This window comes from Pseudomonas sp. Pseusp16 (genome assembly GCF_047324915.1).
Classification (GTDB): Bacteria; Pseudomonadota; Gammaproteobacteria; order Pseudomonadales; family Pseudomonadaceae; genus Aquipseudomonas; species Aquipseudomonas fluorescens_CD.
The window spans coordinates 3,724,538-3,750,258 of the sequence record NZ_CP168522.1; the positions used below are offsets into that span (position 1 = coordinate 3,724,538).

Annotated in this window: 20 protein-coding genes and 1 pseudogene; 13 read left to right on the forward strand and 8 right to left on the reverse strand. The window is 59.6% G+C overall.

Annotation, left to right across the window (positions count from 1 at the left end):
* Positions 1–323: 323 nt before the first annotated feature.
* Complete coding sequence (locus tag ACEN8Q_RS17045) at positions 324–1,799, forward strand: inorganic phosphate transporter (RefSeq protein WP_413424468.1); 1,476 nt, start codon at positions 324–326, stop codon at positions 1,797–1,799.
* A gap of 275 nt (positions 1,800–2,074) precedes the next feature.
* Here ACEN8Q_RS17045 and ccoM read toward each other — a convergent pair.
* The 3 genes and pseudogenes from ccoM to ACEN8Q_RS17060 form a co-directional block, all read right to left on the reverse strand.
* Positions 2,075–2,186, reverse strand: a pseudogene (ccoM, locus tag ACEN8Q_RS17050) (cytochrome c oxidase subunit CcoM).
* 145 nt (positions 2,187–2,331) lie between these two features.
* Positions 2,332–2,493: a hypothetical protein gene (locus ACEN8Q_RS17055; RefSeq protein ID WP_008016476.1), complete on the reverse strand. Its 162-nt coding sequence runs from the start codon at positions 2,491–2,493 to the stop codon at positions 2,332–2,334.
* A 100-nt stretch (positions 2,494–2,593) separates the two neighbouring features.
* Positions 2,594–2,941 (reverse strand): aspartate-semialdehyde dehydrogenase, encoded by a 348-nt coding sequence (locus ACEN8Q_RS17060; protein WP_413703470.1) that lies wholly within the window; start codon positions 2,939–2,941, stop codon positions 2,594–2,596.
* 217 nt (positions 2,942–3,158) lie between these two features.
* Here ACEN8Q_RS17060 and rapA point away from each other — a divergent pair, with 217 nt between their 5' ends.
* Positions 3,159–6,005, forward strand: a complete 2,847-nt coding sequence (gene rapA, locus ACEN8Q_RS17065) for an RNA polymerase-associated protein RapA (RefSeq protein ID WP_413424473.1) — start codon at positions 3,159–3,161, stop codon at positions 6,003–6,005.
* Between the two features lie 196 nt (positions 6,006–6,201).
* On the opposite strand, the gene ACEN8Q_RS17070 is transcribed toward rapA, so the two are convergent.
* On the reverse strand, positions 6,202–7,551 hold the full coding sequence (locus ACEN8Q_RS17070; RefSeq protein WP_413424475.1) for a spinster family MFS transporter: 1,350 nt from the start codon (positions 7,549–7,551) through the stop codon (positions 6,202–6,204).
* Between the two features lie 358 nt (positions 7,552–7,909).
* Here ACEN8Q_RS17070 and ACEN8Q_RS17075 point away from each other — a divergent pair, with 358 nt between their 5' ends.
* Positions 7,910–8,275, forward strand: coding sequence for a YkgJ family cysteine cluster protein (locus ACEN8Q_RS17075; protein WP_008016472.1), 366 nt, complete (start codon positions 7,910–7,912; stop codon positions 8,273–8,275).
* 147 nt (positions 8,276–8,422) lie between these two features.
* Complete coding sequence (locus ACEN8Q_RS17080) at positions 8,423–10,639, forward strand: putative bifunctional diguanylate cyclase/phosphodiesterase (protein WP_413703471.1); 2,217 nt, start codon at positions 8,423–8,425, stop codon at positions 10,637–10,639.
* Here ACEN8Q_RS17080 and ACEN8Q_RS17085 read toward each other — a convergent pair.
* Positions 10,596–11,492: an NAD(P)-dependent oxidoreductase gene (locus ACEN8Q_RS17085; RefSeq protein WP_413424479.1), complete on the reverse strand. Its 897-nt coding sequence runs from the start codon at positions 11,490–11,492 to the stop codon at positions 10,596–10,598. The genes ACEN8Q_RS17080 and ACEN8Q_RS17085 overlap by 44 nt on opposite strands.
* Positions 11,493–11,688: 196 nt before the next feature.
* On the opposite strand from ACEN8Q_RS17085, the gene ACEN8Q_RS17090 reads away from it, so the two are divergent.
* Positions 11,689–13,887, forward strand: a complete 2,199-nt coding sequence (locus ACEN8Q_RS17090) for a hypothetical protein (protein ID WP_413703472.1) — start codon at positions 11,689–11,691, stop codon at positions 13,885–13,887.
* 298 nt (positions 13,888–14,185) lie between these two features.
* On the opposite strand, the gene ACEN8Q_RS17095 is transcribed toward ACEN8Q_RS17090, so the two are convergent.
* Entirely contained in the window at positions 14,186–14,491 is a 306-nt protein-coding gene (locus ACEN8Q_RS17095; protein WP_111281502.1) for a DUF2288 domain-containing protein, read from the reverse strand.
* 351 nt (positions 14,492–14,842) lie between these two features.
* Here ACEN8Q_RS17095 and ACEN8Q_RS17100 point away from each other — a divergent pair, with 351 nt between their 5' ends.
* From ACEN8Q_RS17100 to ACEN8Q_RS17120, 5 genes are all read left to right on the forward strand, one after another.
* Entirely contained in the window at positions 14,843–15,970 is a 1,128-nt protein-coding gene (locus ACEN8Q_RS17100; RefSeq protein ID WP_413424484.1) for a branched-chain amino acid ABC transporter substrate-binding protein, read from the forward strand.
* 227 nt (positions 15,971–16,197) lie between these two features.
* Entirely contained in the window at positions 16,198–17,121 is a 924-nt protein-coding gene (livH, locus tag ACEN8Q_RS17105) for a high-affinity branched-chain amino acid ABC transporter permease LivH (protein WP_046043982.1), read from the forward strand.
* A complete protein-coding gene (locus ACEN8Q_RS17110) occupies positions 17,118–18,374 on the forward strand; it encodes a high-affinity branched-chain amino acid ABC transporter permease LivM (protein ID WP_413424486.1) in 1,257 nt (418 codons plus the stop codon). Before livH ends, ACEN8Q_RS17110 begins: the two co-directional genes overlap by 4 nt.
* The gene (gene livG / locus ACEN8Q_RS17115; RefSeq protein WP_413424488.1) at positions 18,371–19,138 is read left to right on the forward strand and encodes a high-affinity branched-chain amino acid ABC transporter ATP-binding protein LivG; all 768 of its coding nucleotides are present in this window, start codon (positions 18,371–18,373) and stop codon (positions 19,136–19,138) included. Before ACEN8Q_RS17110 ends, livG begins: the two co-directional genes overlap by 4 nt.
* Positions 19,139–19,840: an ABC transporter ATP-binding protein gene (locus ACEN8Q_RS17120; RefSeq protein WP_413424490.1), complete on the forward strand. Its 702-nt coding sequence runs from the start codon at positions 19,139–19,141 to the stop codon at positions 19,838–19,840. It begins immediately after the preceding gene.
* 217 nt (positions 19,841–20,057) lie between these two features.
* Here ACEN8Q_RS17120 and ACEN8Q_RS17125 read toward each other — a convergent pair whose 3' ends face one another.
* Positions 20,058–20,966 (reverse strand): LysR family transcriptional regulator, encoded by a 909-nt coding sequence (locus ACEN8Q_RS17125; RefSeq protein ID WP_008052920.1) that lies wholly within the window; start codon positions 20,964–20,966, stop codon positions 20,058–20,060.
* 107 nt (positions 20,967–21,073) lie between these two features.
* Here ACEN8Q_RS17125 and ACEN8Q_RS17130 point away from each other — a divergent pair, with 107 nt between their 5' ends.
* The 3 genes from ACEN8Q_RS17130 (at position 21,074) to ACEN8Q_RS17140 (ending at position 24,330) form a co-directional block, all read left to right on the forward strand.
* Positions 21,074–21,673 carry a short chain dehydrogenase gene (locus tag ACEN8Q_RS17130; protein ID WP_413703473.1) on the forward strand — a complete coding sequence of 200 codons (600 nt, stop codon included), beginning with the start codon at positions 21,074–21,076 and terminating at the stop codon, positions 21,671–21,673.
* A gap of 267 nt (positions 21,674–21,940) precedes the next feature.
* Entirely contained in the window at positions 21,941–22,609 is a 669-nt protein-coding gene (locus ACEN8Q_RS17135; RefSeq protein WP_413424495.1) for a COG3650 family protein, read from the forward strand.
* A gap of 107 nt (positions 22,610–22,716) precedes the next feature.
* Positions 22,717–24,330, forward strand: a complete 1,614-nt coding sequence (locus tag ACEN8Q_RS17140; RefSeq protein ID WP_413424497.1) for an NAD(P)/FAD-dependent oxidoreductase — start codon at positions 22,717–22,719, stop codon at positions 24,328–24,330.
* A gap of 117 nt (positions 24,331–24,447) precedes the next feature.
* Here ACEN8Q_RS17140 and ACEN8Q_RS17145 read toward each other — a convergent pair whose 3' ends face one another.
* A complete protein-coding gene (locus ACEN8Q_RS17145) occupies positions 24,448–25,545 on the reverse strand; it encodes a PLP-dependent cysteine synthase family protein (protein ID WP_413424554.1) in 1,098 nt (365 codons plus the stop codon).
* Between the last annotated feature and the right edge of the window lie 176 nt (positions 25,546–25,721).

Below are 25,721 nucleotides of genomic sequence, written 5' to 3' on the forward strand. Positions count from 1 at the left end.
ATGTATTGATGTTGCCTTTCGCGCCCGCTACAAGCGGGCAGCGGCCATCACCATCGTAGAATCAGGCGGATTTCTGATATCTGACCTATTTCTCAGATTTTTCGTACAACCATTCAAGCCCCTCTTCCCGGGTCGTGAAGGTTTTGTTACGGCGTATTTTTTCAACGAAATCAACCACTTAAAAAACACAGCAAAACCCTGGGGTTTTAGGTGCTGCGGCAAAAAAATTCGTTGAAGAATGTTACCGATGAGCAGCTAGTGCATTGATTAGCAGTCTTTTCTGGCATAATCGCGCCCCCTTATGACCGGGTCAGAAAACCTTCATGATCGATTTATTCAGCGGACTGGATGCTTGGGTGCTTGTGAGCCTCTTGCTCGCCCTGGCCTTTGTCCTCGCCTTCGAGTTCATCAACGGCTTTCATGACACCGCTAACGCGGTGGCCACCGTTATCTACACCAAAGCCATGCCGCCTCACCTGGCGGTGTTTTTCTCCGGTGTGTTCAACTTCCTCGGCGTGCTGCTGGGCGGGGTCGGCGTGGCGTATGCCATCGTCCACCTGCTGCCGGTAGAACTGCTGATCAATGTGAACACCGGCCATGGCCTGGCGATGGTGTTCTCGTTGCTCGCCGCAGCCATCACCTGGAACCTGGGCACCTGGTACTTCGGTATCCCCGCCTCCAGCTCCCACACGCTGATCGGTTCGATCCTCGGCGTGGGCCTGGCCAACGCCCTGATCAACGAAATTCCGTTGGCCGACGGGGTGAACTGGCAAAAGGCGATCGATATCGGCATGTCGCTGGTGTTCTCGCCAATGGCCGGCTTCCTGATCGCCGCGCTGATCCTGATCGGTCTTAAATGGTGGCGTCCGCTGTCGAAGATGCACAAGACGCCGGAACAGCGCCGCAAGATCGACGACAAAAAACACCCGCCGTTCTGGAATCGCCTGGTACTGGTGATCTCGGCCATGGCCGTGAGCTTCGTACACGGTTCCAACGATGGCCAGAAAGGTATCGGCCTGATCATGCTGGTCCTGATCGGTATCGTGCCGGCGCAGTTCGTCCTCGACCTGAACAGCACGACCTATCAGATCGAGCGGACTCGCGACGCGACCCTGCACCTGAGCCAGTTCTACCAGCGCAATTCCGAAACCCTGGGCGAGTTCCTGGCCCTGGGCAAGAGCCTGGACGGCGACCTGCCGGAGAAATTCCGTTGCAACCCGCAACAGACCGAACCGACCATTACCGCCCTGCTCGACACCCTCAAGGGTGTAGCCGACTACCATTCGCTGTCGGCGGAAAGCCGCATCGAAGTACGTCGTTACCTGCTCTGCCTGGACGACACCGCGAAGAAAGTCAGCAAGTTGCCAACTCTCGGGGCGCGTGAAAAGGCTGACCTGGACAAGCTGCGCAAAGACCTGACCACTACTACCGAATACGCCCCGTTCTGGGTGATTCTGGCGGTAGCACTGGCCTTGGGCCTGGGCACCATGGTCGGTTGGAAACGCGTGGTACTGACCATTGGCGAAAAGATCGGCAAGCAAGGCATGACTTACTCCCAGGGCATGTCGGCGCAGATCACCACCGCCAGCCTGATCGGCATGGCGAACATCTTCAGCCTGCCGGTTTCCACCACCCACGTGCTGTCCTCCGGCGTAGCGGGCACCATGGTCGCCAACAAAAGCGGCCTGCAAGGCGGCACCGTCAGAACCATCCTGCTGGCCTGGGTGTTGACCCTGCCAGCCACCGTGGCCCTGTCGGCCGGGTTGTTCTGGCTGGCCTCGAAGGCACTGGGTAGCTGATACAGCCGCATCGAAAAAGGCGCGCTCCGCAAGGACCGCGCCTTTTTTATATCCGCCAATCACAAAAAATCACTGTAGGAGCGAGCTCTGCTCGCGATGGACGCCAACGATGACGCGGGCTGCCTGAATGTACGCGTTGTTCTTGCAGTCATCCCGAGCAGAGCTCGCTCCTACAGGGTTACGTGTTTACCGATAGTTTTTCGCAGGCAAAAAAAAGGGCAACCGAAGTTGCCCAAAATGCCTTGCGTGCTCATTACATCCAGAAAGACCTGCGGTTACTTCCGCTTATGCGAATCCTTCCAGATAAAAAATCCGAATCCTGCAAAAAAAAACCAACATGAGGCTGACAGTCAGCACCCCGGCGATCACCACGTTGTCGAAAAACATGACGCGTCTCCTGAACTTGCCCTGTTGCGATGGGGCTAAGTTAACCAAACGGGCAGGACAGAATATTGACCGGGATCAATGTCGCCCGAGACCGGGCAAGAGGAAGGGAAAAGTTTGACCCGCATCAATGAATGCGGGGTGGGGATCAGCGTTTTTTCGGTTTGTTTTTCGGCTTTTTTTTGGCCTTGCCCAATGGCATGGCTTGCTCGAACGCCTGGCGAACTTCATTGAGCCGCTTGTCATTGAGGTCATGAACACGCTTGGCGCGTTCAGCATTGAGGTCAATCAGTTTGTCGTCTTGGCTCATGGCGGTCAGTGCATCGCTTGAAATGAGTTTCAGCCGCCGTAGCGTTCGGCAACCCTGCCGCCAATAATGCGGCCTGACGGCCGCGCTGACCAGCCTGCACTCAAATCTCGATATCGACCCACAGTCCCTGCCGCGGCTGATCTTCCATCAGCGGTGCGACCGGTACGGTGTTGTCGGCATTGAGTTCATCGCCGGGAATCGCCAGGTGAGCCTCGGGGTCATTATCGGCTTCACGACGGCGCCGCTCCTGCTCCTGCTCCTGCCTGCGGCGCTGCTCCTCGCGCAGCACTGCCCCGTCCTCTTCAGGATTGCGCTTTTGCAGGTCAATGGTGCTTTCACTGGAGCTTTCCTGCACCGACACCACCGGTGGAATATCCGGACGCTGGCGGATCGGGTCGGTTTGTGAAGTGATCGGCACGGCACTCAGGGGGAGCATCGGTGGCAGCATGATTTTCGGTCTCCTGTCAGCAGGCTGTCGGCTGCGGGGATGGCGACTTGAGCCATCGGTCGCAAACTGTGACCCAATTGGCACTCATTAGTGCACCGAGCGGCGCGTCATGCATACGTGGGCTAACGTAAGACTGTGAGTTTTTCTGAGAGTCCTTTGGCCCTGAAGCCCTCATTCCGTTAAGATAGCCCGCTTTTTCAGGTGGGAGTCAGGCAGCATGGCGCAGCAGTATCAACCGGGGCAACGCTGGATCAGTGACAGCGAAGCCGAGCTGGGATTAGGCACCGTTCTGGCACAGGACGGCCGCTTGTTGACCGTGCTCTACCCGGCCACTGGCGACACTCGCCAGTACGCGCTACGGAATGCGCCTCTTACCCGCGTGCGCTTTTCGCCGGGTGACACCATCACTCACTTCGAAGGCTGGAAACTGACCGTCCGCGAAGTCGACGACATTGATGGCCTGCTGGTTTACCACGGCCTCAACGGGCAGAGCGAAGTGGTCACCCTGCCGGAAACCCAACTGTCGAACTTCATCCAGTTCCGTCTGGCCAGTGACCGTCTGTTCGCCGGCCAGATCGACCCGTTGGCCTGGTTCTCCCTGCGTTATCACACCCTGGAACATACCAGCCGCCAGTTGCAGTCCTCCCTTTGGGGCTTGGGCGGCGTGCGTGCGCAACCGATCGCGCACCAGTTGCACATTGCCCGCGAAGTCGCCGACCGAATCGCGCCACGGGTTCTGCTGGCCGACGAAGTGGGCCTGGGCAAAACCATCGAAGCCGGCCTGGTGATCCATCGCCAATTGCTCTCGGGCCGCGCCAGCCGTGTGCTGATCCTGGTTCCGGAGAACCTGCAGCACCAGTGGCTGGTAGAGATGCGCCGTCGCTTCAACCTGCAGGTTGCACTGTTCGACGAAGAGCGCTTCATCGAAAGCGATGCCAGCAACCCGTTCGAAGACACCCAACTCGCGCTGGTCGCCCTTGAGTGGCTGGTGGACGACGAGAAAGCCCAGGACGCGCTGTTCGCGGCAGGCTGGGACTTGCTGGTGGTCGACGAGGCTCACCACCTGGTGTGGCACGAAGATCAGGTCAGCCCTGAATACTCGCTGGTCGAGCAACTCGCCGAAACCATTCCTGGCGTGCTGCTGTTGACCGCCACCCCGGAACAACTGGGCCAGGACAGTCACTTCGCTCGTCTGCGCCTGCTCGACCCGAACCGTTTCCACGACCTGCAAGCCTTCCGCGCCGAAAGCGAAAACTATCGCCCGGTGGCTGAAGCCGTTCAGGAGTTGCTGGACAAGGGGCGTCTTTCGCCGCAAGCACACGAGACCATCCACGGTTTCCTCGGCAACGAAGGCGAAGCCCTGTTGGCCGCCGTCAACGATGGCGACACCGAAGCCAGCGCCCGCCTCGTGCGCGAATTGCTCGACCGTCACGGCACCGGCCGCGTGCTGTTCCGTAACACCCGCGCCGCCGTGCAGGGTTTCCCGGAGCGCAAGCTGCACCCGTACCCGCTGCCATGCCCGGACGAATACCTCGAACTACCGTTGGGCGATCACGCCGAGCTGTACCCGGAAGTCAGCTTCCAGGCCCAACCGGATGCCAGCGAAGAAGAACGCTGGTGGAAATTCGACCCGCGTGTCGAATGGCTGATCGATCAGCTGAAGATGCTCAAGCGCACCAAAGTGCTGGTGATCTGCGCGCACGCCGAAACCGCCATGGACCTGGAAGACGCCCTGCGCGTGCGTTCCGGCATCCCGGCCACGGTGTTCCACGAAGGCATGAACATCCTCGAGCGTGACCGCGCCGCCGCCTACTTCGCCGACGAAGAGTTTGGCGCGCAAGTGCTGATCTGTTCGGAAATCGGCAGTGAAGGCCGCAACTTCCAGTTCTCCCATCACCTGGTGCTGTTCGACCTGCCGTCCCACCCGGACCTGCTGGAACAACGTATCGGTCGACTGGACCGGATCGGCCAGAAACACGTCATCGAACTGCATGTGCCGTACCTGGAAACCAGCCCGCAAGAACGTCTGTTCCAGTGGTACCACGAAGCTCTGAACGCCTTCCTCAACACCTGCCCGACCGGCAACGCCTTGCAGCACCAGTACGGCCCGCGCCTGCTGCCGCTGCTCGAAGAAGCAGACGATGTCGAATGGCAAGCGCTGATCGACGAAGCCCGCACCGAGCGTGAGCGCCTGGAAGCCGAGTTGCACACCGGCCGCGACCGTTTGCTGGAGCTGAACTCCGGTGGCGCGGGCGAAGGCGATGCACTGGTGGAAGATATCCTTGAGCAGGACGATCAATTCGCGCTGCCGATCTACATGGAAACACTGTTTGACGCCTTTGGCATCGACAGCGAAGACCATTCGGAAAACGCACTGATCCTCAAGCCGAGCGAAAAAATGCTCGACGCCAGCTTCCCGCTGGGCGACGACGAAGGCGTGACCATCACTTACGACCGTAACCAGGCGCTGTCTCGCGAAGACATGCAGTTCATCACCTGGGAGCACCCGATGGTTCAGGGCGGCATGGATCTGGTGCTGTCCGGCTCCATGGGCAACACCGCCGTGGCACTGATCAAGAACAAGGCACTCAAGCCGGGCACCGTGTTGCTGGAACTGTTGTATGTCAGCGAAGTGGTCGCCCCGCGCTCGCTGCAACTGGGCCGCTACCTGCCGCCGGCCGCCCTGCGCTGCCTGCTCGATCCCAATGGCAACGACCTGTCGGCCCGCGTCTCGTTCGAAACCCTGAACGATCAACTCGAAAGCGTGCCGCGTGCCAGCGCCAACAAGTTCATCCAGGCCCAGCGCGACCAGCTGACGCCACGGATAAATGCCGGCGAAGCGAAGATCCTGCCTCGCCACACCGAGCGTGTCGCCGAGGCGCAGCGTCGCCTGGCCGCCGATACCGAAGAAGAACTGGCGCGCCTGACCGCGTTGCAAGCAGTCAACCCGACCGTGCGCGACAGCGAACTGGTTGCCCTGCGCAAACAACGCGAGCAAGGCCTGGCCATGCTCGACAAGGCTGCGCTGCGACTGGAAGCGATTCGGGTGTTGGTGGCGGGTTAAGTCCCCTACTCCACCTTGCTGAAAAAAAGGCCCGCAGTGATGCGGGCCTTTTTATTCATTTGAACTTTGTAGCGCTGGTGATGGCCTCTTCGCGGGCAAGCCCGCTCCCACAGTGTCCGCGTCGTACACAGAATCTGTGAACACCACAGAACCTATGGGAGCGGGCTTGCTCCGGGCGGCGTTCCGACGAAAGCGATCAGGCAGTCACCACTGAACCTTCAGGCTCAACCACCGCCACCAACCCCGCCTTCATCCGCTTGGCATCGCGCACAAAACACCGCGAAGCCATGAACAGAAACACCACGGTGAAAAACAGCGCCACCGGAATCAGGTACATCGCATCGTGCAGGCCGACCGCCTTGAAGGCTTCGGTCATCTGCGCGGCACCGTCCGCCAGCATCGCCGAGTGGGCAAAGTGATCTGACAAGGCGCCGACCACCACCGGCCCCAAGCCACCGCCCAACAGGTACAACCCGGCAAAGAACAACGCCATTGCCGTCGCCCGCAAACGCGGCTCCACCACATCCTGTATCGCCGTGTACACGCAGGTGTAGAAGTTGTAGGCGAACAGCCAGCCGACGCTGAATACGGCGACAAACACCCCAATCTCGATGCGCCCGGAATGCAGCGCCCACGCGGTGCAGACCGTCGAAATCATCAGGCTGAACGCCGCAAACAACAGCCGCCCATTGGCAATCCGCTGGTGAATCTTGTCTGCGATCCAGCCACCGAGGGTCAGGCCGAACAACCCGGTCACGCCGACAATGACTCCGGTGGCGACCGCGGCCTCCTGCAACGGCATGAGGAAATACCGTTGCAGCATCGGCACCAGAAACGAGTTGCAGGCATAGGTGGCGAAGTTGAAACACAGGCCGGCCATCACCAGCCACAGGAATGTCGGCACAGCCAATACCCGACGGATCGGCCGATCGATCTTTTCCTGCGATACCTGAACACTCTCGGCGGCGCCGCGTTTCGGTTCCTTGATGAAAAACATGAAGATCGCGAGGATCAGCCCGGGCACCGCCGCGATAAAGAACGGCGCGCGCCAGCTATCGAACGCCTTGACCATTGCGCCGATGGTGAAGAACGCCAGCAACAGCCCCAACGGCAACCCGAGCATGAAGATGCCCATGGCCCGCGCCCGGCGGTGCGCCGGAAACAAGTCGCCGATCAGTGAGTTGGCGGCTGGCGCGTAACTGGCCTCGCCGATGCCGATGCCCATGCGCACGATCAGGAAGCTCCAGAAGCTGCCCACCATACCGTTGACGGCGGTCAACCCGCTCCACACCGCCAGCCCCCAGCCCATCAGCTTGCTGCGCGAACCGGTATCGGCCATGCGCCCCAACGGCAAGCCGGCAATGGCGTAGACGATGGTGAAAGCCGTACCGATGATCCCCAACTGGAAATCACTGAGGTGCCATTCCATGCGAATGGGCTCGATGATGATGGCCGGGATGGTACGGTCGAAAAAATTGAACAGGTTGGCCAGGAACAACAGGAACAGGATGCGCCAGGCATTGGCCGCTTGGGTCGAGTTCTGCATGGGTCCGTCTCTTTTATTGTTTTTGGGGCGTCACTGCCCCCGGACTTTGCAATCTAGACAGGCCGGCCACACCTGTCTTTCATTATTCGCCAGGCTGATACCAACCCATGGCGCACAACCTGTGGGAGCGGGCTTGCTCGCGAAGGCGGCTTCACATTCAACGAAGATGCTGACTGACCCGCTGCATTCGCGAGCAAGCCCGCTCCCACAGGGGTGAAGCTTTCGCAGGATGGGTATTTCGCAGTCCGTCCGCTCGTTGAAAAATACCTTTCCACCCCCCTTCCCAAGCCGTTGGCGAAGCCTAGAATAGCGGCCTTGCTCCCCCCTGTGTCTCCACTCCTCCTTACGATAATCGCCCATGTCCGAAGCCAGTCCGTGTCTGAATTGCGGTGCCTGCTGTTCTCATTTTCGCGTGTCATTTTTCTGGGGTGAATGCGCTTCTGCCGGGGGGACGGTACCCGATGAGCTCGTCGAGCAGATCAGCCCCAGCCGGGTCGCGATGATCGGCACCGGCTGTAAACCCGTGCGCTGCACAAGCCTTGTGGGCGACGTGGGCAGTACGGTGCAGTGCTCGATTTACGAAAAACGCTCCAGCACCTGCCGGGAGTTCGACGCCTCATGGGTCGATGGCCTGGTCAATCCCGATTGCGACGCGGCCCGTGCCGCATTCGGCTTGCCGGCCCTGCAACCCGCGTTCGAGACGCCTCAGAAGCAAATCGCCTGAGTATTAGCACCAATCGCTATTAGGTTAATATCAAAATCATTGGTGCCAATGTGCCACTATCGCTTGCACTCTATACATGCCCTCTATACTCCAAGGCATTCGCCGGCGCTCCTTGCGCCGGCCTGAGGGATAACGATGGGGCATGCTATGGAGTGGCTTGGTTTGCATTTCATTACCGAGCTACCAGAGAGTGGGCAGGTCATACTCAATTGCGCACATGACCCTTTTCTGGTGCTACTGGCTTATCTGGTCGCCTGTGTCGGTTGTTTCGCGACACTGGACATGGCCGAACGGGTTGCTCACGCTGAAAAATCCGCCTCCAAAACACGATGGCGCTGGGTGGGCAGCGGATGCCTGGCCGGCGGCATCTGGGCCATGCATTTTGTCGGGATGCTGGCATTCCAGGCGCCTATCGGCCTTTACTACCAACTGCCTGTCACGGTGTTCTCGCTAACCATCGCGCTGCTCGCCGCGTGGCTGGCAATGCATACCCTCAGCCTCCCTGATTTGAATTTGCAACAGTGCCTCAAGGCATCGATCGGGATTGGCCTGGGTATCGCGACCATGCATTACGTGGGCATGACGGCCATGCACTCCAGTGCCTCGGTCTATTACCATCCGGGTCTGTTTGCCCTTTCCATCGCGCTCGCGATCGGTGCCGCGCTGGCAGCCTTGTTGCTGGCATGGTATCTGCGCAATGGCGCCGGCTTGCTGCATCAGCTCTTCAAATGCTGCGCCAGCCTGCTGCTCGGGGCGGGCATCCTCAGTATGCACCTCACTGCCATGGCCGCCTTCAACCTGGTACTGCCCAACGGCAGCCTGCCAGCGCAATCCGGCGAACAAAGCCATCTGCAACTGGCGCTGACCGTGACGGTCATGACCCTGCTGATCATCGGCAGCAGCATCAGTGCGGCACTGGCGGACAAGAAACTGCAACACAAGGACCACGACCTGCAACGGGTCAACTCCCTGCTCAGCCAGCTGGACCAGGCCCGCATGTCGCTGCAGCAGGTGGCGCACTACGACCCGCTGACCAACTTGATCAATCGCCGCGGGTTCAACCAGGCCTTCGCCGAAAAGCTCATCGAGAAAACCAATGAGACCGGGATGCTGGCGGTCCTGTTCCTGGACATCGATCATTTCAAGCGGATCAACGACAGTCTTGGCCACGATGCCGGTGACGAACTGCTCAAAGTGCTTGCCGGGCACATCAAGAGCTCGATTCGCAGTCACGAGGATGTGGTCGCACGCTTCGGTGGCGACGAATTCTGCCTGCTCATTGACCTGCATGACCGTGACGAAGCGCGGCAGTTGGCCCAACGCATCATGCTGAAAATGAAGGAACCCATCGAGCTGGCCGGCCGGCGCATGGTCATGACCACCAGCATCGGCATCAGCATGTTTCCGGAAGACGGCAAGACATGTGAGGAACTGCTGAAGAACGCCGACCTGGCGCTGTATCAGTCCAAGGGCAGCGGCCGCAACAGCCTGAATTTTTTCAGCGCCAACCTGAAAACCCGCGCCACGCTGGAGCTGCAACTGGAAGAAGAGTTGCGCCACGCCCTGCGTGAAGACACCGGCCTGATGCTCTATTACCAACCGATCTATGACCTCAAGACGGGTCAGGTCAGCAAGCTCGAAGCCTTGATCCGCTGGCAACACCCGGTCCACGGTTTACTCGTACCGGATCGTTTTATCGCCATCGCCGAGGCCAACGGACTGATCGCCGAGCTGGACAACTGGGTGCTGCGCAAGGCCTGCGAGGATCTGGGCAAGTTGTCGCGCCAGGGCTGTGAAGAGCTCAAGATCGCCGTGAATTGCTCGCCCCTGAACCTGGCGCGCGAAGAACTGGCCGATGAAATCGAGTACGCATTGCGGGCCACCGGTGTGGAACCCCACCGCCTGGAACTGGAGGTCACGGAAAACGCCTTGATGGGCAATATCGCCAATACCCTGGTGCTGCTGCGGCAGATACGCGCCCTTGGCGTGTCGCTGTCGATCGATGACTTCGGCACCGGCTATTCATCCCTGGCCTACCTCAAGCGCCTGCCCCTCAACACGCTGAAAATCGACCGCTCGTTCATCCAGGACATCCCCAAGGCCACCCAGGACATGGAAATTGTCCAGGCGATTATCGTCATGGCCCATACCCTGCACCTGCAAGTGGTTACCGAAGGGGTCGAAACCTTCGAGCAATACCAGTTCCTGGAAAACCATGGCTGTGACTTCGTCCAGGGATATTTGCTCAGTCGGCCGGTGCCACTGGCCGAGCTGCATCCGGTGCTGAACGAAATCAACCAGCGCAAACACGCCTATACCGTCACGACGCTGAGTCTGGCTCACGGTACATCTGCACTAACGTAGACGGGTCTTTTTCAAGGAAACCCTGACTTCCATGCAGGCGCATCAACTGCGCGGCCAGACCGCTTATCGGTGTAGCCGAGCCTTGCTCACGGGAAAACTTCACCGCTGTGTCCAGATCCTTGAGCAACGTGCGCACGTGCCACTTGACCGGTTCGAAACGGTTTCCAGCCATCTGCGGGGCCAGGATCTGCAACGGTTTCGAATCGGCAAAGCCGCCGGCCAGCGCTTCGGCGATCAGGCTTGCATCCACCCCGGAACGTTCGGCCAGCGCGACCACTTCGGCAATCACCAATGCATTGCAGGCGACGATCATCTGATTGCACGCCTTGGTCACCTGCCCTGCCCCGACGCCGCCCATGTGCGTCACCCGCTGCCCCAGGTTCAGCAGAACAGGACGAACCCGTTCCAGATCCCGTGACTCGCCACCCACCATGATCGCCAGGCTTCCAGCCTCGGCACCGACCACGCCACCGGACACCGGCGAGTCGAGCCAGCCCATGCCGGTTCTACTGGCGAGCTCCGCGGCCATTTCCCGCGTGGCATTGGGTTCCAGACTGGAAAAATCCACCAGCAACCGGCCTTTTCCTGCCCCCTCGACAATGCCTGCCGGACCAAACACTACCTCGCGTACGACCGACGTATCCGCCAGGCACAACATCACCACGTCGGCGTGCTGGCACAGTTCGGCCGGGCTGGCGACCTGGCGTGCGCCTGCCTCCACCAGCGGCCTGCACTTGTCCGGATTGCGATTCCATACCGCCAGCGGATAGCCCGCGGCCAGCAGGCGCCGGCACATCGGCAGCCCCATCAGGCCGATCCCGGCAAACCCCAGCGAAGGTAGCGTTGACATCATTTAGCCTCCTTTTGATTAAAGATCGCCAAATATTGGCCGATCCATCATGACTTAGGAAAGGATTCACTCCGAGTGACGCTCAGGCTAAAGACCAAGGCATGGTCCAAGTACGCGCTGAAAAAAGACGCGATTCTATTCCGTGACGGTTCGACGACAGTGAGTCGGCCAACCAATCAGCCCAGGTAGATGGCGAACAATGACTTCTAAAAACACCCCGGCCACTGCGGTAACCGATCTGACGTTGAGCCCCGCGGCCAACAGCCCGTCATCACCGAAGCCATTGATTCAATCCCGCCCGTTGGCGACCCAGCAATACCTGTACTTCACCGAAACCAACACCGACCGCATCCTCGATAACCTCGACGGCCTGCGCGACATGGTGTTCCCGCGCGCGCCGCATCTGGAAGGCGACAGCGAACAGCACAACGACCAGGAATTCCCGTCGGTGTGCCTGATCGGCCTGGGCCGCTGCGGCTCGAACATTGCGCTGGACGTGGCGGAGCTGGTGTACAACGCCCGCAAGTTCTACCTCAACGAATTCAACAACGAAGATCGCCTGTCGCCGGACAAGCGATTTGCCGAAAAGGGCTACAGCCCGGCCCAGTGGATCCGCAACAACCTGCGCCTGGGCCAGAACAAAAACACCAAGCCGGTGTTTCTGGTCGAGCCGCTGGTGATGCTCGGCGACCTGGACAAGGACATCGCCGGACGCATCCGTTTCTCGCGCAAGGGCGAAAAAAGCGGTTTCCTGCGTGACTACAGCAAGATGAAAATCATGGACTTGTCGGAAGTCCACGCCGGCGGCGCCGGTAACGCGCCGATCCTCGGCCAGTACCTGGCCAAGATCATCCTGAACAAGGACACCCAGCGTTTCTCCAGCCCTGACTGGAAAATGATTCACTCGTACCTGATCGACAGCTGCGGTATCAAGGCCAACCAGTCGCGCCTGTACTTCTCGATCTTCAGTGCCGGCGGCGGTACCGGCTCGGGCATGGCCTCGGAATTCGGCCTGGCCCAGCAACACTCGTACATGAACAAGACGTTCGACACCAAACCGATGGACGAGCACGACAGCAAGAGCGGCCACTCCTTCGTCTTCGAACCGATCTTCACCAGTGGCATCTGTGTACTGCCGAACATTTCCGATCACCGCAGTGAAATGTCCGAGGCGCTGCACATCAACGCCGGTCGCCTGCTGTGCAAGTACCTGTCGGAAGAGTGGGACTTCTCCTACAACTTCGCCAACGAAGACAGCAGCGAAGCCAGCGTCATGGGCCGCATCCGCCCGTGGAACGCGATGATGCTGATTTCCAACGACATCATGCGTTACGCCGAAGAGAACGATGACGGCAATATCCAGAACATTGATGTCAATGCCATGGAAAAGCACGCCAACCAATACATCTCGCAGCAGATCTTCAACATTCTGACGGCCCAGGCGGTAACCACCGACTACGACCAGAACTATTTCCGTCGTGCCGGCATCGACATCGGCGAAACCATCCGCCTGGACGCCAACGACCTGTTCATGAGCCTGGCCGGCCCGGTGGCGATTGCCTATGCCGAGTCCGTGGTGCCGGAAACCCCGCCGCCGAGCAGCGACAAATTCAAGGTGTTCGAGAAAGAGCCGCAGCGCCTGAACATCGATGACCTGTTCTTCCGTTCGATCGACTTGCCGCACTTCAACAAGGTCACCCAGGCCATCGAAGGCATCAGCCTGTTGCCGATCGAGTCCAAGCGCTATCGCGCGTCGCTGGAGCAGTACAAGAACTCGGGTTATGACGCGGCGGCCCTGCATGACCTGCATTTCTTCAAGAATTGCTCGTCGGTGGTGTCGATCGTTTCCCTGCCGAAGGACTACAAGCTGTCCTACATGGACCTGAACCGGTTGAAGACTCACCTCAACAGCCTGTTCCCCAACACCACGCTCAAGCGCTACGCGCTGGTGATCGGTGCATCGGCCAACCTGTCGCTGACCACCCTGATCGCCAAGAGCCCGTGCCTGTCGGACGACTTCCTGACGCTGATCGTGGCCTTCATCAAGCGCTGCTTTGCGAAGTCTGCCTACCGTTTCGACGAAACCCTGGACAACTCGATCCTGGACTTCATCGTCCAGGAAGAATTCGACGAAGGCCGCATCGACGACTTGCTCAACGAATTCGAGAACCCGGCAAAGATCCTCGATACTAACTGGTACGCGATCAAGCCGATGTACGAGAAGAAGTACCGCGAACTGATCAACGACAAGGAAAAATTCGTCTCGATCAACGACATCCGCCTGTCGCGCGACTGTGTGAAGAAAGCGATCAAGTACCTGCGCGAGATCTACCGTCACCGCATCGGCAAGACCAAGGTCATTTCGTTGAACAACCATACGGGCAAGACGGCTTACTAAGCGTCGCCCCCATTCGCGAGCAAGCCCGCTCCCACATTCGACTGCATTCCTTCTGGAGGAACACGGTTAAATGTGGGAGCGGGCTTGCTCCGGGCGGCGTTCCGACGAAGGCGACCTCAAAGTCACCGCAATTCAACGTCCAGAAACAATTGAGCAGCCGTTCAGTTGCCCTCTCAACTGTTCCCGTTACGTTTACGTCACCGTGAGGCTGTGGCCTTTCTCTACGGCAACGTGCCATCACGCTACTCGGCTACACACTTTTCCCTCTGAAAGCAGTGCACCATTCAGGTGCAGCTTATTAAGCCTGCGCCCTTTCCTGGACCAGAATCCACGGCGAAACAACCACGGCCCACAACTGCGGATCACGTTCAAAAAGATCCAGCGCCCGTGTTTCAGACAGCTTGGCGAGTTTGTCAGCAGCCAGCCAGGCAGCCACTTTCTCCCCTTCATCCTGGGCCACCGCCTCGGCGGCGGCGATCAAATCCAGGCCAGGATCGACCCACAATAGGGCACCCTTGGCAAAGAACGGCTCCAGCTCTTTCCAGGAAATAGATGCGGTTTCACCAAGCAGCTTGGCATAGAGGGTGCTAGGTTCTTGATTCATGGGACTGTCCGGAAAAGAAATCGACGCGAATGATAACGTCGGTTGTCTGGCAGAAAAACCCGGATGCAATTGAGTGACCGAAATGAAAAGCGCAGGAAAGCCAGGGAATGCACGGAATACGGCTATAAGCCTCTCAACACCCCCGCCGCAATTCTGTCTTTTTCTTTCAATAAAGCGACATCTGCAGGTTTTGTCCCCCGGCGCCGCCTTCCCAGGCCGACAATCGGCGCTCTACACTGTACCGGTACAGTTGCCGAGGGACTTTTCCGGGGAATGTCGCAGATATCTGACCCGGTTCTGCTGCTTTCGGCGCCAGGACTATAAAAACTACAACAGTAAGAGTGGAGCACTATGACTAAGGCTACTAAGCAGATTTCCAAACTGTTTGCCGCTATGGTTCTGGCCGGGGTTGCCAGCCATTCGTTCGCAGCTGACACCATCAAGATCGGCATCGCCGGCCCTAAAACCGGCCCGGTCACTCAGTACGGCGACATGCAGTTCATCGGCGCCAAGATGGCCATCGAGCAGATCAACGCCAAGGGCGGCGTCGACGGCAAGATGCTCGAAGCCAAGGAATACGACGACGCGTGCGACCCTAAACAAGCCGTGGCCGTCGCCAACAAAGTGGTCAACGATGGTGTGAAATTCGTTGTCGGTCACCTCTGCTCCAGCTCCACTCAACCGGCTTCGGACATCTACGAAGACGAAGGCGTGATCATGATCACCCCGGCTGCCACCAGCCCGGACATCACCGCACGTGGTTACAAAATGGTGTTCCGCACCATCGGCCTGGACAGCGCCCAGGGCCCTGCCGCCGGTAACTACATCGCCAACCACGTAAAACCGAAAATCGTTGCTGTGCTGCACGACAAACAGCAATACGGTGAAGGCATCGCCACTTCCGTGAAGAAAACCCTCGAAGGCAAAGGCGTCAAGGTTGCCGTGTTCGAAGGTCTCAACGCGGGTGACAAGGACTTCTCCTCGATCATTCAGAAGCTCAAGCAAGCCAACGTCGACTTCGTCTACTACGGCGGCTACCACCCGGAACTGGGCCTGATCCTGCGTCAATCCAAGGAAAAGGGCCTGAACGCCAAGTTCATGGGACCTGAAGGTGTGGGCAACGACTCCATCTCGCAAATCGCCCAGGACGCTTCCGAAGGCCTGTTGGTGACCCTGCCGAAATCTTTCGACCAAGACCCGTCCAACAAGGCGCTGGTTGAGGCGTTCGCCGCCAAGAAACAGGACCCGACCGGCCCGTTCGTGTTCCCGGCCTACTCGGCCGTCGAAGTGATCGCCGAAGGTATCAAGACCGCCAAGAGCGAAGACACTGCCAAGGTGGCTGAAGCCATTCACAAAGGCACCTTCAAGACTCCGACCGGCGACCTGTCGTTCGACGACAAGGGCGACCTGAAGGACTTCAAGTTCGTGGTTTATCAGTGGCATTTCGGTAAACCAAAGACCGAAGTTTCGCCTCAGTAAACTGGCTCCATGAGTAATAGAGCCCACTGCGCAAGCAGTGGGCTTTGTTTTACGAGGTTAATAGGTCAGAGTCCCGCGATCCGGGAGCTGATTTACCTGAAAATCTTAAAACCGTCACCAGCGGTTCGCTGGCAAACGCTCGTGCGAAGGTGGCTACAGACCACACAGCCCGGGCCGGAACATGACTCCACCAGTGAAATGCGTATCAGGTTTTTAGGAGCGTTGTAATGCCTGAGATCTATCACTTCTTCCAACAGCTGGTTAATGGGCTGACCATTGGCAGCACCTATGCCCTGATTGCCATTGGCTACACAATGGTTTACGGCATTATTGGAATGATCAACTTCGCCCATGGCGAGGTCTACATGATCGGTTCCTACGTGGCCTTCATCGTCCTTGCCGGACTGGCCATGCTGGGTATCCATTCTCTGCCACTGTTGATGACCGCCGCATTCCTGGCGACCATCGTTGTAACCAGTGCCTACGGCTACAGCATCGAACGGATCGCCTACCGCCCTCTGCGGGGCAGTAACCGTCTGATCCCGCTGATCTCGGCCATCGGCATGTCGATCTTCCTGCAAAACTCCGTACTGCTCTCGCAGGACTCCAAGGACAAATCGATCCCCAACCTGATTCCGGGCAGCTTCAGTTTCGGTCCGGGCGGCGCACAGGAAGTGCTGATCTCCTACATGCAGATCCTGGTGTTCGTGGTGACCCTGGTGGTGATGCTCTGCCTCACCCAGTTCATCTCGCGTTCACGCCTGGGACGCGCCTGCCGGGCCTGTGCCGAAGACATCAAGATGGCCAACCTGCTGGGCATCAACACCAACAACATCATCGCCCTGACCTTCGTCATCGGTGCCGCCCTGGCGGCCGTGGCGGCTGTACTGCTGAGCATGCAGTACGGCGTGATCAACCCCAACGCCGGATTCCTGGTGGGCCTCAAGGCCTTTACCGCGGCGGTACTGGGTGGCATCGGCAGCATTCCGGGCGCCATGCTCGGTGGGCTGGTGCTGGGGGTGGCGGAAGCATTCGGTGCCGATATATTCGGTGACCAGTACAAGGACGTGGTGGCTTTCGGCCTTCTGGTTCTGGTGTTGTTATTCCGGCCAACCGGCCTGTTGGGGCGTCCGGAGATTGAGAAAGTATGACTAGGAATCTTAAACAAGCGCTGTTCAGCGCCCTGCTGGTCTGGGCCGTGGCCTATCCGGTACTCGGTCTGAAACTGTCCATCGCCGGCATCAACCTCGAAGTACTGGGTGCCAGTACCTCCACGCTGTTCATCATCACCGCCAGCTCGGTGCTGATGTTCCTGCGGGTGCTGTTCGACAAGCAGTGGAGCACCATGATGAAGTCAGCGCCGAAAGGCTCGCTGGTTTCGCCGAAGGTCAGCCACTTCATGACCCTGCCCAGCACCCAACGCTGGATCATCATGGGGTTGATCGTGGTCGCTCTGGTGTGGCCGTTCTTCGGCTCGCGCGGTGCGGTGGATATCGCCACGCTGATTCTGATCTATGTACTGCTCGGTCTGGGCCTGAACATCGTGGTCGGTCTGGCGGGGTTGCTCGACCTGGGCTACGTCGGTTTCTACGCGGTGGGCGCCTACAGCTATGCGCTGCTGTCGCACTACTACGGCCTGAGCTTCTGGATCTGCCTGCCCATCGCCGGACTGATGGCTGCGACGTTCGGCTTCCTGCTGGGCTTCCCGGTACTTCGTCTGCGCGGTGACTACCTGGCGATCGTGACCCTGGGCTTCGGTGAGATTATCCGTCTGTTCCTGCGTAACCTGACGGACCTCACGGGCGGACCGAACGGCATCAGCAACATCCCCAAACCGTCGCTGTTCGGCCTGAGCTTCGATAGAACGGCCGCCGAAGGCATGCAGACCTTCCACGAGTACTTCGGCCTGACTTACAACCCGGTCAGCAAGGTGGTATTCCTCTACCTCGTTGCGTTGTTGCTGGCGCTGTTCGCGCTGTTCGTGATCAACCGCCTGCTGCGCATGCCAATCGGCCGTGCCTGGGAAGCTTTGCGCGAAGACGAAATCGCCTGCCGTGCCCTGGGCCTGAACCCGACCGTGATCAAGCTGTCGGCCTTCACCCTGGGTGCCTGCTTCGCCGGTTTCGCCGGTAGCTTCTTCGCCGCGCGTCAAGGGCTGGTCACGCCGGAGTCGTTCACCTTCATCGAGTCGGCCACCATCCTCGCCATCGTGGTGCTGGGCGGCATGGGCTCGCAGTTGGGCGTGGTCCTCGCAGCTGTCGTGATGATCCTGTTGCCCGAGCTGATGCGTGACTTCAGCGAATACCGCATGTTGATGTTCGGCGCCTTGATGGTGCTGATGATGATCTGGCGTCCTCAAGGTCTGCTGCCCATGCAACGTCCTCACATGGAGCTGCGTAAATGAGCCGCGAGATCCTTAAAGTAGAAAATCTGAGCATGCGCTTCGGCGGTTTGCTGGCGGTCAACGGCGTAGCCCTGAGCGTGAAGGAAAAGCAGGTCGTGGCTCTGATCGGCCCCAACGGCGCCGGCAAGACCACCGTGTTCAACTGCCTGACCGGCTTCTACAAGCCGAGCGGCGGCAGCATCCTGCTGGACGGCGAGCCGATCGAGGGCCTGCCCGGCCACAAGATCGCCCTCAAGGGCGTGGTGCGCACCTTCCAGAACGTGCGGTTGTTCAAGGACATGACGGCGGTCGAAAACCTCCTGATCGCCCAGCACCGTCACCTGAACACCAACTTCCTGTCCGGCCTGTTCAAGACCCCGTCGTTCCGCAAAAGCGAGCGCGAGGCCATGGAGTACGCCGAGTACTGGCTGGAAAAGGTTCACCTCAAGGAGTTCGCCAACCGCCCGGCCGGCACCCTGGCCTATGGACAGCAACGTCGCCTGGAAATCGCCCGCTGCATGATGACCCGTCCGCGGATCCTCATGCTCGACGAACCGGCCGCCGGCCTGAACCCGAAGGAAACCGAAGACCTCAAGGCGCTGATCAGCGTGCTGCGTGAAGAGCACAACGTCACCGTGCTGCTGATCGAACACGACATGAAACTGGTCATGAGCATTTCCGACCACATCGTCGTGATCAACCAGGGCACGCCCCTGGCCGACGGCACACCGGAACAGATCCGCGACAATCCTGAAGTGATCAAAGCCTACCTGGGGGAAGCGTAAATGCTGCAGTTCGAAAACGTTTCCACCTTCTACGGCAAGATCCAGGCCCTGCACAGCGTCAACGTCGAAGTCCGTCAGGGCGAGATCGTGACCCTGATCGGCGCCAACGGTGCCGGCAAGTCGACCCTGCTGATGACGCTCTGCGGTTCGCCGCAGGCCCACAGCGGCAGCATCCGCTACATGGGTGAGGAACTGGTCGGCCAGGACTCCTCGCAGATCATGCGCAAGAGCATTGCCGTGGTGCCGGAAGGTCGTCGGGTGTTTTCCCGCCTGACCGTGGAAGAAAACCTCTCCATGGGTGGTTTCTTCACCGACAAGGGCGATTATCAGGAACAGATGGACAAGGTCCTCGGACTTTTCCCACGCCTGAAAGAACGCTTCAGCCAGCGTGGCGGCACCATGTCCGGCGGCGAACAGCAAATGCTCGCCATCGGCCGTGCGCTGATGAGCAAGCCCAAGCTGTTGCTGCTCGACGAGCCGTCGTTGGGCCTGGCACCGATCATCATCCAGCAGATCTTCGACATCATCGAACAGCTGCGCAAGGACGGTGTGACCGTGTTCCTGGTCGAGCAGAACGCCAACCAGGCACTGAAAATCGCTGACCGTGCCTACGTTCTGGAGAACGGCCGGGTAGTGATGACAGGCACCGGTGAAGCGCTGTTGACCGATCCGAAAGTGCGTGACGCGTACCTCGGTGGCTAAGCCTTTGCGGTAAACAAAAAACGGCCTTTGCGGGCCGTTTTTTTTATGCCTGCCAACCTCCCTGACTACGCAAACCCTCTTCTGTAGGAGCGAGCTTGCTCGCGAAGAACTGGAGGGCGCCGCGTTCATTCAGACAACCCTCGTCATCGTTAACGTCCATCGTCGGAACGCCCCCCGGAGCAGGCTCGCTCCTACAGGACGACGTGCGTGTGAAGATTTACAACCGATCCAACGCCTCCCCACTGCGCTTGAACCACCCGATCAAATAGTCCGCCAGCACTTGCGTGCGCTTGGGCAATCCACCCTGATACGGATGCACCAGATACATTGGCATGCTGCGGGTCTGATAATCGCGCAGGAGCCATCGCAAGCGCCCGTCGGCCAGTTCTGTTGGCAAGCAGTAGGATGGCAGGCGCGCAATACCGGCGCCGACCAGTGCGGCTTTCTTCAAGAGGTTGTAGTGGTTGCTGGCGAACGGCCCAGACACCCGCACCCGCAACAACTCATGCTGCTGGTGATAAAGCCATTCTTCGCGGCCGCTGTAATGGCTGTTGAGCAGGCAACGATGCTCGGCCAACGCCTGGGGCGTTTGCGGTTCACCGTATTGTTCCAGATAAGCCGGGCTGGCACAGGTCAGCTCTTGCCACGCCAGCAGCGGGCGCGCCACCAGTCGCTGGTCAATGGCCACGTCAGAGCGAATCGCCAGGTCGAAGCCGTCACGGGACAGGTCGCGGTAGCTGTTGTTGAGCTCCAGTTCGATCTGCACCTGAGGGTATTTGGCGGAGAACTCCAGCAGCAGGCCATCGAAGAAGGTTTCCCCGAGTGATACCGGCACCGTCATCCGCACCGGGCCGGCCATGTCGTCCTTCAGACGCGCCAGGGCCTGGCGCGCCCGCTCGACTTGCACCACCAGCGCCTGTGCCTGGGGCAACAACGCAGCACCGGCAGCGGTCAGGCTCAGGCGGCGGGTGGTGCGTTGCAACAGCACCACGGAGAACTGCGCCTCCAACTGGCTGATGCGTTTGGACAACTGGCCTTTGCTGCAACCGAGCTGCTGCGCCGCCAGGGTGAAACTTCCCGCTTCGATCAACACGGCGAACGCGGCCAGGTCATCCATCTCGCTCATGGATTGTTTCCATTTGAAAACCAAAGGTTGCCTATTAGCGCGCTTATCTGCAGAAAAAACCACCCTAAACTGATACCTCGTTCAATCCACAACGAGGATCAACATCCATGAAAATTCTATTGATCGGCGCAGGCGGCACCATCGGTTCGGCCATCGACAAAGAACTGTCGCCACGCCACGAAATCATCCGCATCGGTCGCACCAGCGGCGACTTTCATGTCGACATCAGCGACAGCGCCTCGATTCGCAAACTGTTCGAGCAGACCGGCAAATTCGACGCACTGGTGTGCGCCGCGGGCAACGTGACCTTTGCCCCGCTCAATGAGATGACCGAAGAGAGCTTTGCCCTGGGCCTGCAAGACAAACTCATGGGCCAGGTCAACCTGCTGTTGATCGGACGCGAGTTCGCCAACGACGGCGCTTCGTTCACCTTCACCACTGGCGTGCTCAGCCACGATCCGATTTACAGCGGTGCCTCAGCGGCGCTGGTCAACGGTGCACTGGACAGCTTCGTCCGGGCCGCCGCCATCGAACTGCCGCGCGGCCTGCGTGTGAACTCGATCAGCCCGAACGTCCTGGTCGAAGCCATGGGCAAATACGCGCCGTACTTCCGCGGCTTCAAGCCGGTTCCTGCGGTAGATGTGGCGTTGGCCTACGCCAAGAGCGTGGAAGGCCTGCAAACAGGTCAGACCTTTCACGTCGGCTGACCGTCCTTTCTGACAGACGCGTTACTGGCGAACGATCACGCCGTTCGCCAGACGCCCGTGCCCGAACTGTCGCAGCCACTGTTGCATCGGCCGTTCAAACCATCGATGACAGATCAGGCTGGCACCGATCAGTACCAAAAAAAACAGCAGCAATGTCCATGGTTGATGAAAGACGCTACGCCTCCGGCAACTCAATCCCCGACACACAAGCCTTGTGATCACAGGCTTGCCTGAGTAACGTGGCGGCACCTGTCAGGAGACCCCAAGATGCGTGTTGCCCGTTCCCTAGTCCTCGTCGCCTTGCTTCCGCTGTTCGCCGCTTGCCAGTTGTTCGAGGGTGAACGGCAGAGCGCCTCCCATGTCGGCCAGACACGCATGCAAGGCCAGTTGACCGCAGCGGATGGCAAACTGGTGTTCCAGCCGTGCAACCAGGCAAACCGCTATGTAGTCAACGACACGGGCGGTACCAGTGTCCTGCAGCAGGCTGCAAACCTGGCGGACAAACAGGGCAAGCTGTTTGCCGACGTGCGCGGACGGGTTGTGGCCGGCAGTGGTGGTGACGGCCAGTTCGATCTGGAGCAGTTGTACCGCGTCGAGCGTTCGGGCACCGCGTGCGATGATCCGAACTTCAAACAGCTGATTCTGCGCGCCGCCGGGCACACCCCGGAGTGGAGCGTGAAAGTCAGCGGCAAAGGCATGGTCGTCGACCGCGCCGGCCAGCCGCCGCTGGCCGTGCCCTACGTCGAGGAGCAACTGGGCGATGGCCGTTTCAACCTCAGCACCGAAGCCAACAACCAGCACATCGAACTCTGGGTTGCACCGCAACGTTGCGTCGACAGCAGCACCGGCAGCATCCAGCACATGAGCGCCGAGCTGCGAATTGACGGCCAGGTTCAGCGCGGATGCGGTTATTTCGGAGGATCGCGCGACGACTGATTCGACGAGAGGCGGTTTTTGCCTCACTGGACGCTGCCTTTGGGGCTTATAATTGCCGGCTTCAAACGCCCTGGCGCAGTTGTGCGCCCCGCGAACCGGATCCCGCCATGTTACGAATCACCGAACTCAAGTTGCCGATCGACCATCCCGATGAAGACCTGCGCCCTGCCATCGTGCAGCGCTTAGGGCTTGCCAGCGATGACCTGCTCGATTTCACCTTGTTCAAGCGCAGCTACGATGCGCGTAAAAAGTCCTCGGAACTGTGTTTCATCTACACCATCGACCTTCAAGTTCGCGACGAGGCGGCGGTGCTGCACAAGTTCGCCGACGACCGTAACGTCAACGTGGCACCGGATGTCAGCTACAAAGCGGTAGGCCAGGCTCCGGCCGACCTGAATGCGCGTCCGATCGTCGTCGGCTTCGGTCCGTGCGGGATTTTCGCCGGGCTGCTGCTGGCGCAAATGGGCTTCAAGCCGATCATCCTCGAACGCGGAACCGAAGTACGCCAGCGCACCAAGGACACCTGGGGCCTGTGGCGCAAAAGCGTGCTCAACCCGGAATCCAACGTGCAATTCGGCGAAGGCGGCGCGGGGACATTCTCCGACGGCAAGCTGTACAGCCAGATCAAGGATCCGAAGTTCCTCGGTCGCAAGGTCCTGCACGAATTCGTCAAGGCCGGCGCGCCGGAAGAAATCCTCTACGTCAGCAAACCGCACATTGGTACGTTCCGTCTGACCGGTGTGGTGGAAAACATGCGTGAGCAGATTCGCGCCCTTGGCGGCGAAGTGCGCTTCCAGCAGCGTGTCACCGACGTGTTGATCGATGACGGCCAACTGGTCGGCGTCGAGCTCAACGGCGGCGAACAGATCCATTCGAAACATGTGATCCTGGCCCTCGGCCACAGCGCCCGCGATACATTCCGCATGCTCCACGGCCGTGGCGTGTACATGGAAGCCAAGCCGTTCTCGGTGGGTTTCCGCATCGAGCACCCGCAGTCGCTGATCGACCGCGCGCGCCTGGGCAAGTACGCAGGCCACCCGAAACTGGGCGCCGCCGACTACAAACTGGTGCACCACGCCAGGAACGGTCGTTCGGTCTACAGCTTCTGCATGTGCCCGGGCGGTACGGTCGTGGCGGCGACGTCCGAACCGAACCGCGTCGTGACCAATGGCATGAGCCAGTACTCGCGTAACGAGCGCAATGCCAACTCCGGCATCGTCGTCGGCATCACCCCGGAAGTCGATTATCCGGGCGGTCCGCTGGCCGGTATCGAGCTGCAGGAACGCCTGGAATCCCACGCCTTTGTGCTGGGTGGCAGCAACTACGAAGCCCCGGCGCAACTGGTCGGCGATTTTATCGCAGGCAAAGCGTCCACCGAATTGGGCAGCGTCGAGCCGTCCTATAAGCCGGGCGTTGCCCTGGGTGATCTGGCGCTGGCCTTGCCGGCGTTCGCCATCGAAGCGATTCGCGAAGCCTTGCCGGCGTTCGAGAAGCAGATTCGCGGTTACTCGCTGCACGATGCGGTGTTGACCGGAATCGAGACGCGTACGTCGTCGCCACTGCGCATTACCCGCAACGAGTCGATGCAGAGCCTGAACGTGAAAGGCTTGTTCCCGGCCGGTGAAGGTGCCGGTTACGCGGGCGGGATTCTCTCGGCGGGTGTCGACGGGATTCGCATTGCCGAAGCGGTGGCCCGGGACATCCTCGGTCTCGAGGCCTGATACCACTCCAATGTGGGAGCGGGCTTGCTCGCGAAAGCGGTGGATCAGCCAATACATATGTTGGATGTGAAACCGTCTTCGCGAGCAAGCCCGCTCCCACATTCGATCTTCGGTGTGTCAGATATTGGCGCGCAGCACCGAGGCCGGCAATGGCTCACCGCGCTCAACGGTCGCCGCTACCGCAGCCATCAAGCCACTCAATTCATACCCCTGGGCCTTGAGCCACTTCGGATCGTAATAGGTCGTGGCGTAGCGCTCGCCGCCGTCACACAGAATCGCCACCATCGACCCCGTCTCCCCCGCCGCCTTCATCTGCTGAGCGGCCATCAGTGCGCCGATCAGGTTGGTCCCGCTCGACCCGCCCACATGGCGTCCCAGACGCTCTGCAAGGTAGTGCATGGCCGCCAGTGACAAGGCATCCGGCACCTTGACCATCGCGTCGATCACCTTGGGCAGAAACGACGCTTCCACACGCGGCCGGCCGATGCCTTCGATACGCGAGCCGTGATCCAGACGCAGGCTGGCATCGCCCGTCTGGTAGTAATCAAAGAACACCGAACGCTCGGCATCGGCACACAGCACGCGAGTGCAATGCTGGCGATAACGCACGTAGCGGCCCAGGGTGGCCGTGGTGCCCCCGGTGCCGGGGCTGGAAATCAGCCAGCTCGGCTCGGGATGCTGCTCGAAACGCATCTGATGAAAGATCGACTCGGCTATGTTGTTGTTCGCCCGCCAGTCGGTGGCTCGCTCGGCGTAGGTGAACTGGTCGATGAAATGCCCGTCGTGTTCGCGAGCCAGACGCTCGGACTCGGCGTAGATCTGGGTCGGGTCGTCCACCAGGTGGCTTTGGCCACCGTAGAAGGCAATTTGCGCGATCTTTTCCCTGGACGTGGTCGCCGGCATCACCGCAATGAACGGCAAGCCCAGCATGCGTGCGAAATACGCTTCGGAAATCGCCGTCGAACCGCTGGAAGCTTCAATGACCGGCGCACCGGGTTTGAGCCAGCCGTTACACAGCGCATACAGAAACAGCGAGCGGGCAAGGCGGTGCTTGAGGCTGCCCGTGGGGTGGCTGGATTCATCCTTGAAGTACAACTCGATGCCTGGAAAACCCGGTAGCGGCAAGGGAATCAGGTGTGTGTCGGCGCTGCGCTGGAAGTCGGCTTCGATGATCCGGATCGCTTCGCGGGACCACTGTCGGTTGTCGCTCATGATGGTTTTCTCGTTGAATCAGGCAAGAGTGGGCCTTGTCACAGGGCTCAACTATCAAGCTTAGGAAAAAACCTACATACAGCACAGGTACAGCTGAGATCCAATACGCCCGGCAACTGCTAGGCTCAGGTCCTTGCCGGCAGATTACGCTGTAACGACATATAACAAAAAAGAATATA

Coding starts and splice junctions, on each gene's coding strand:
- ACEN8Q_RS17060 (WP_413703470.1), bottom strand. CDS start 2,941: ATGCTGCCACCGATGCTCCCCCTGAGTGCCGTGCCGATCACTTCACAA.
- ACEN8Q_RS17070 (WP_413424475.1), bottom strand. CDS start 7,551: ATGCAGAACTCGACCCAAGCGGCCAATGCCTGGCGCATCCTGTTCCTG.
- rapA (WP_413424473.1), top strand. CDS start 3,159: ATGGCGCAGCAGTATCAACCGGGGCAACGCTGGATCAGTGACAGCGAA.
- ACEN8Q_RS17110 (WP_413424486.1), top strand. CDS start 17,118: ATGACTAGGAATCTTAAACAAGCGCTGTTCAGCGCCCTGCTGGTCTGG.
- ACEN8Q_RS17120 (WP_413424490.1), top strand. CDS start 19,139: ATGCTGCAGTTCGAAAACGTTTCCACCTTCTACGGCAAGATCCAGGCC.
- ACEN8Q_RS17045 (WP_413424468.1), top strand. CDS start 324: ATGATCGATTTATTCAGCGGACTGGATGCTTGGGTGCTTGTGAGCCTC.
- ACEN8Q_RS17055 (WP_008016476.1), bottom strand. CDS start 2,493: ATGAGCCAAGACGACAAACTGATTGACCTCAATGCTGAACGCGCCAAG.
- ACEN8Q_RS17075 (WP_008016472.1), top strand. CDS start 7,910: ATGTCCGAAGCCAGTCCGTGTCTGAATTGCGGTGCCTGCTGTTCTCAT.
- ACEN8Q_RS17100 (WP_413424484.1), top strand. CDS start 14,843: ATGACTAAGGCTACTAAGCAGATTTCCAAACTGTTTGCCGCTATGGTT.
- ACEN8Q_RS17140 (WP_413424497.1), top strand. CDS start 22,717: ATGTTACGAATCACCGAACTCAAGTTGCCGATCGACCATCCCGATGAA.
- ACEN8Q_RS17130 (WP_413703473.1), top strand. CDS start 21,074: ATGAAAATTCTATTGATCGGCGCAGGCGGCACCATCGGTTCGGCCATC.
- ACEN8Q_RS17095 (WP_111281502.1), bottom strand. CDS start 14,491: ATGAATCAAGAACCTAGCACCCTCTATGCCAAGCTGCTTGGTGAAACC.
- ACEN8Q_RS17135 (WP_413424495.1), top strand. CDS start 21,941: ATGCGTGTTGCCCGTTCCCTAGTCCTCGTCGCCTTGCTTCCGCTGTTC.
- ACEN8Q_RS17090 (WP_413703472.1), top strand. CDS start 11,689: ATGACTTCTAAAAACACCCCGGCCACTGCGGTAACCGATCTGACGTTG.
- livH (WP_046043982.1), top strand. CDS start 16,198: ATGCCTGAGATCTATCACTTCTTCCAACAGCTGGTTAATGGGCTGACC.
- livG (WP_413424488.1), top strand. CDS start 18,371: ATGAGCCGCGAGATCCTTAAAGTAGAAAATCTGAGCATGCGCTTCGGC.
- ACEN8Q_RS17080 (WP_413703471.1), top strand. CDS start 8,423: ATGGAGTGGCTTGGTTTGCATTTCATTACCGAGCTACCAGAGAGTGGG.
- ACEN8Q_RS17125 (WP_008052920.1), bottom strand. CDS start 20,966: ATGAGCGAGATGGATGACCTGGCCGCGTTCGCCGTGTTGATCGAAGCG.
- ACEN8Q_RS17085 (WP_413424479.1), bottom strand. CDS start 11,492: ATGATGTCAACGCTACCTTCGCTGGGGTTTGCCGGGATCGGCCTGATG.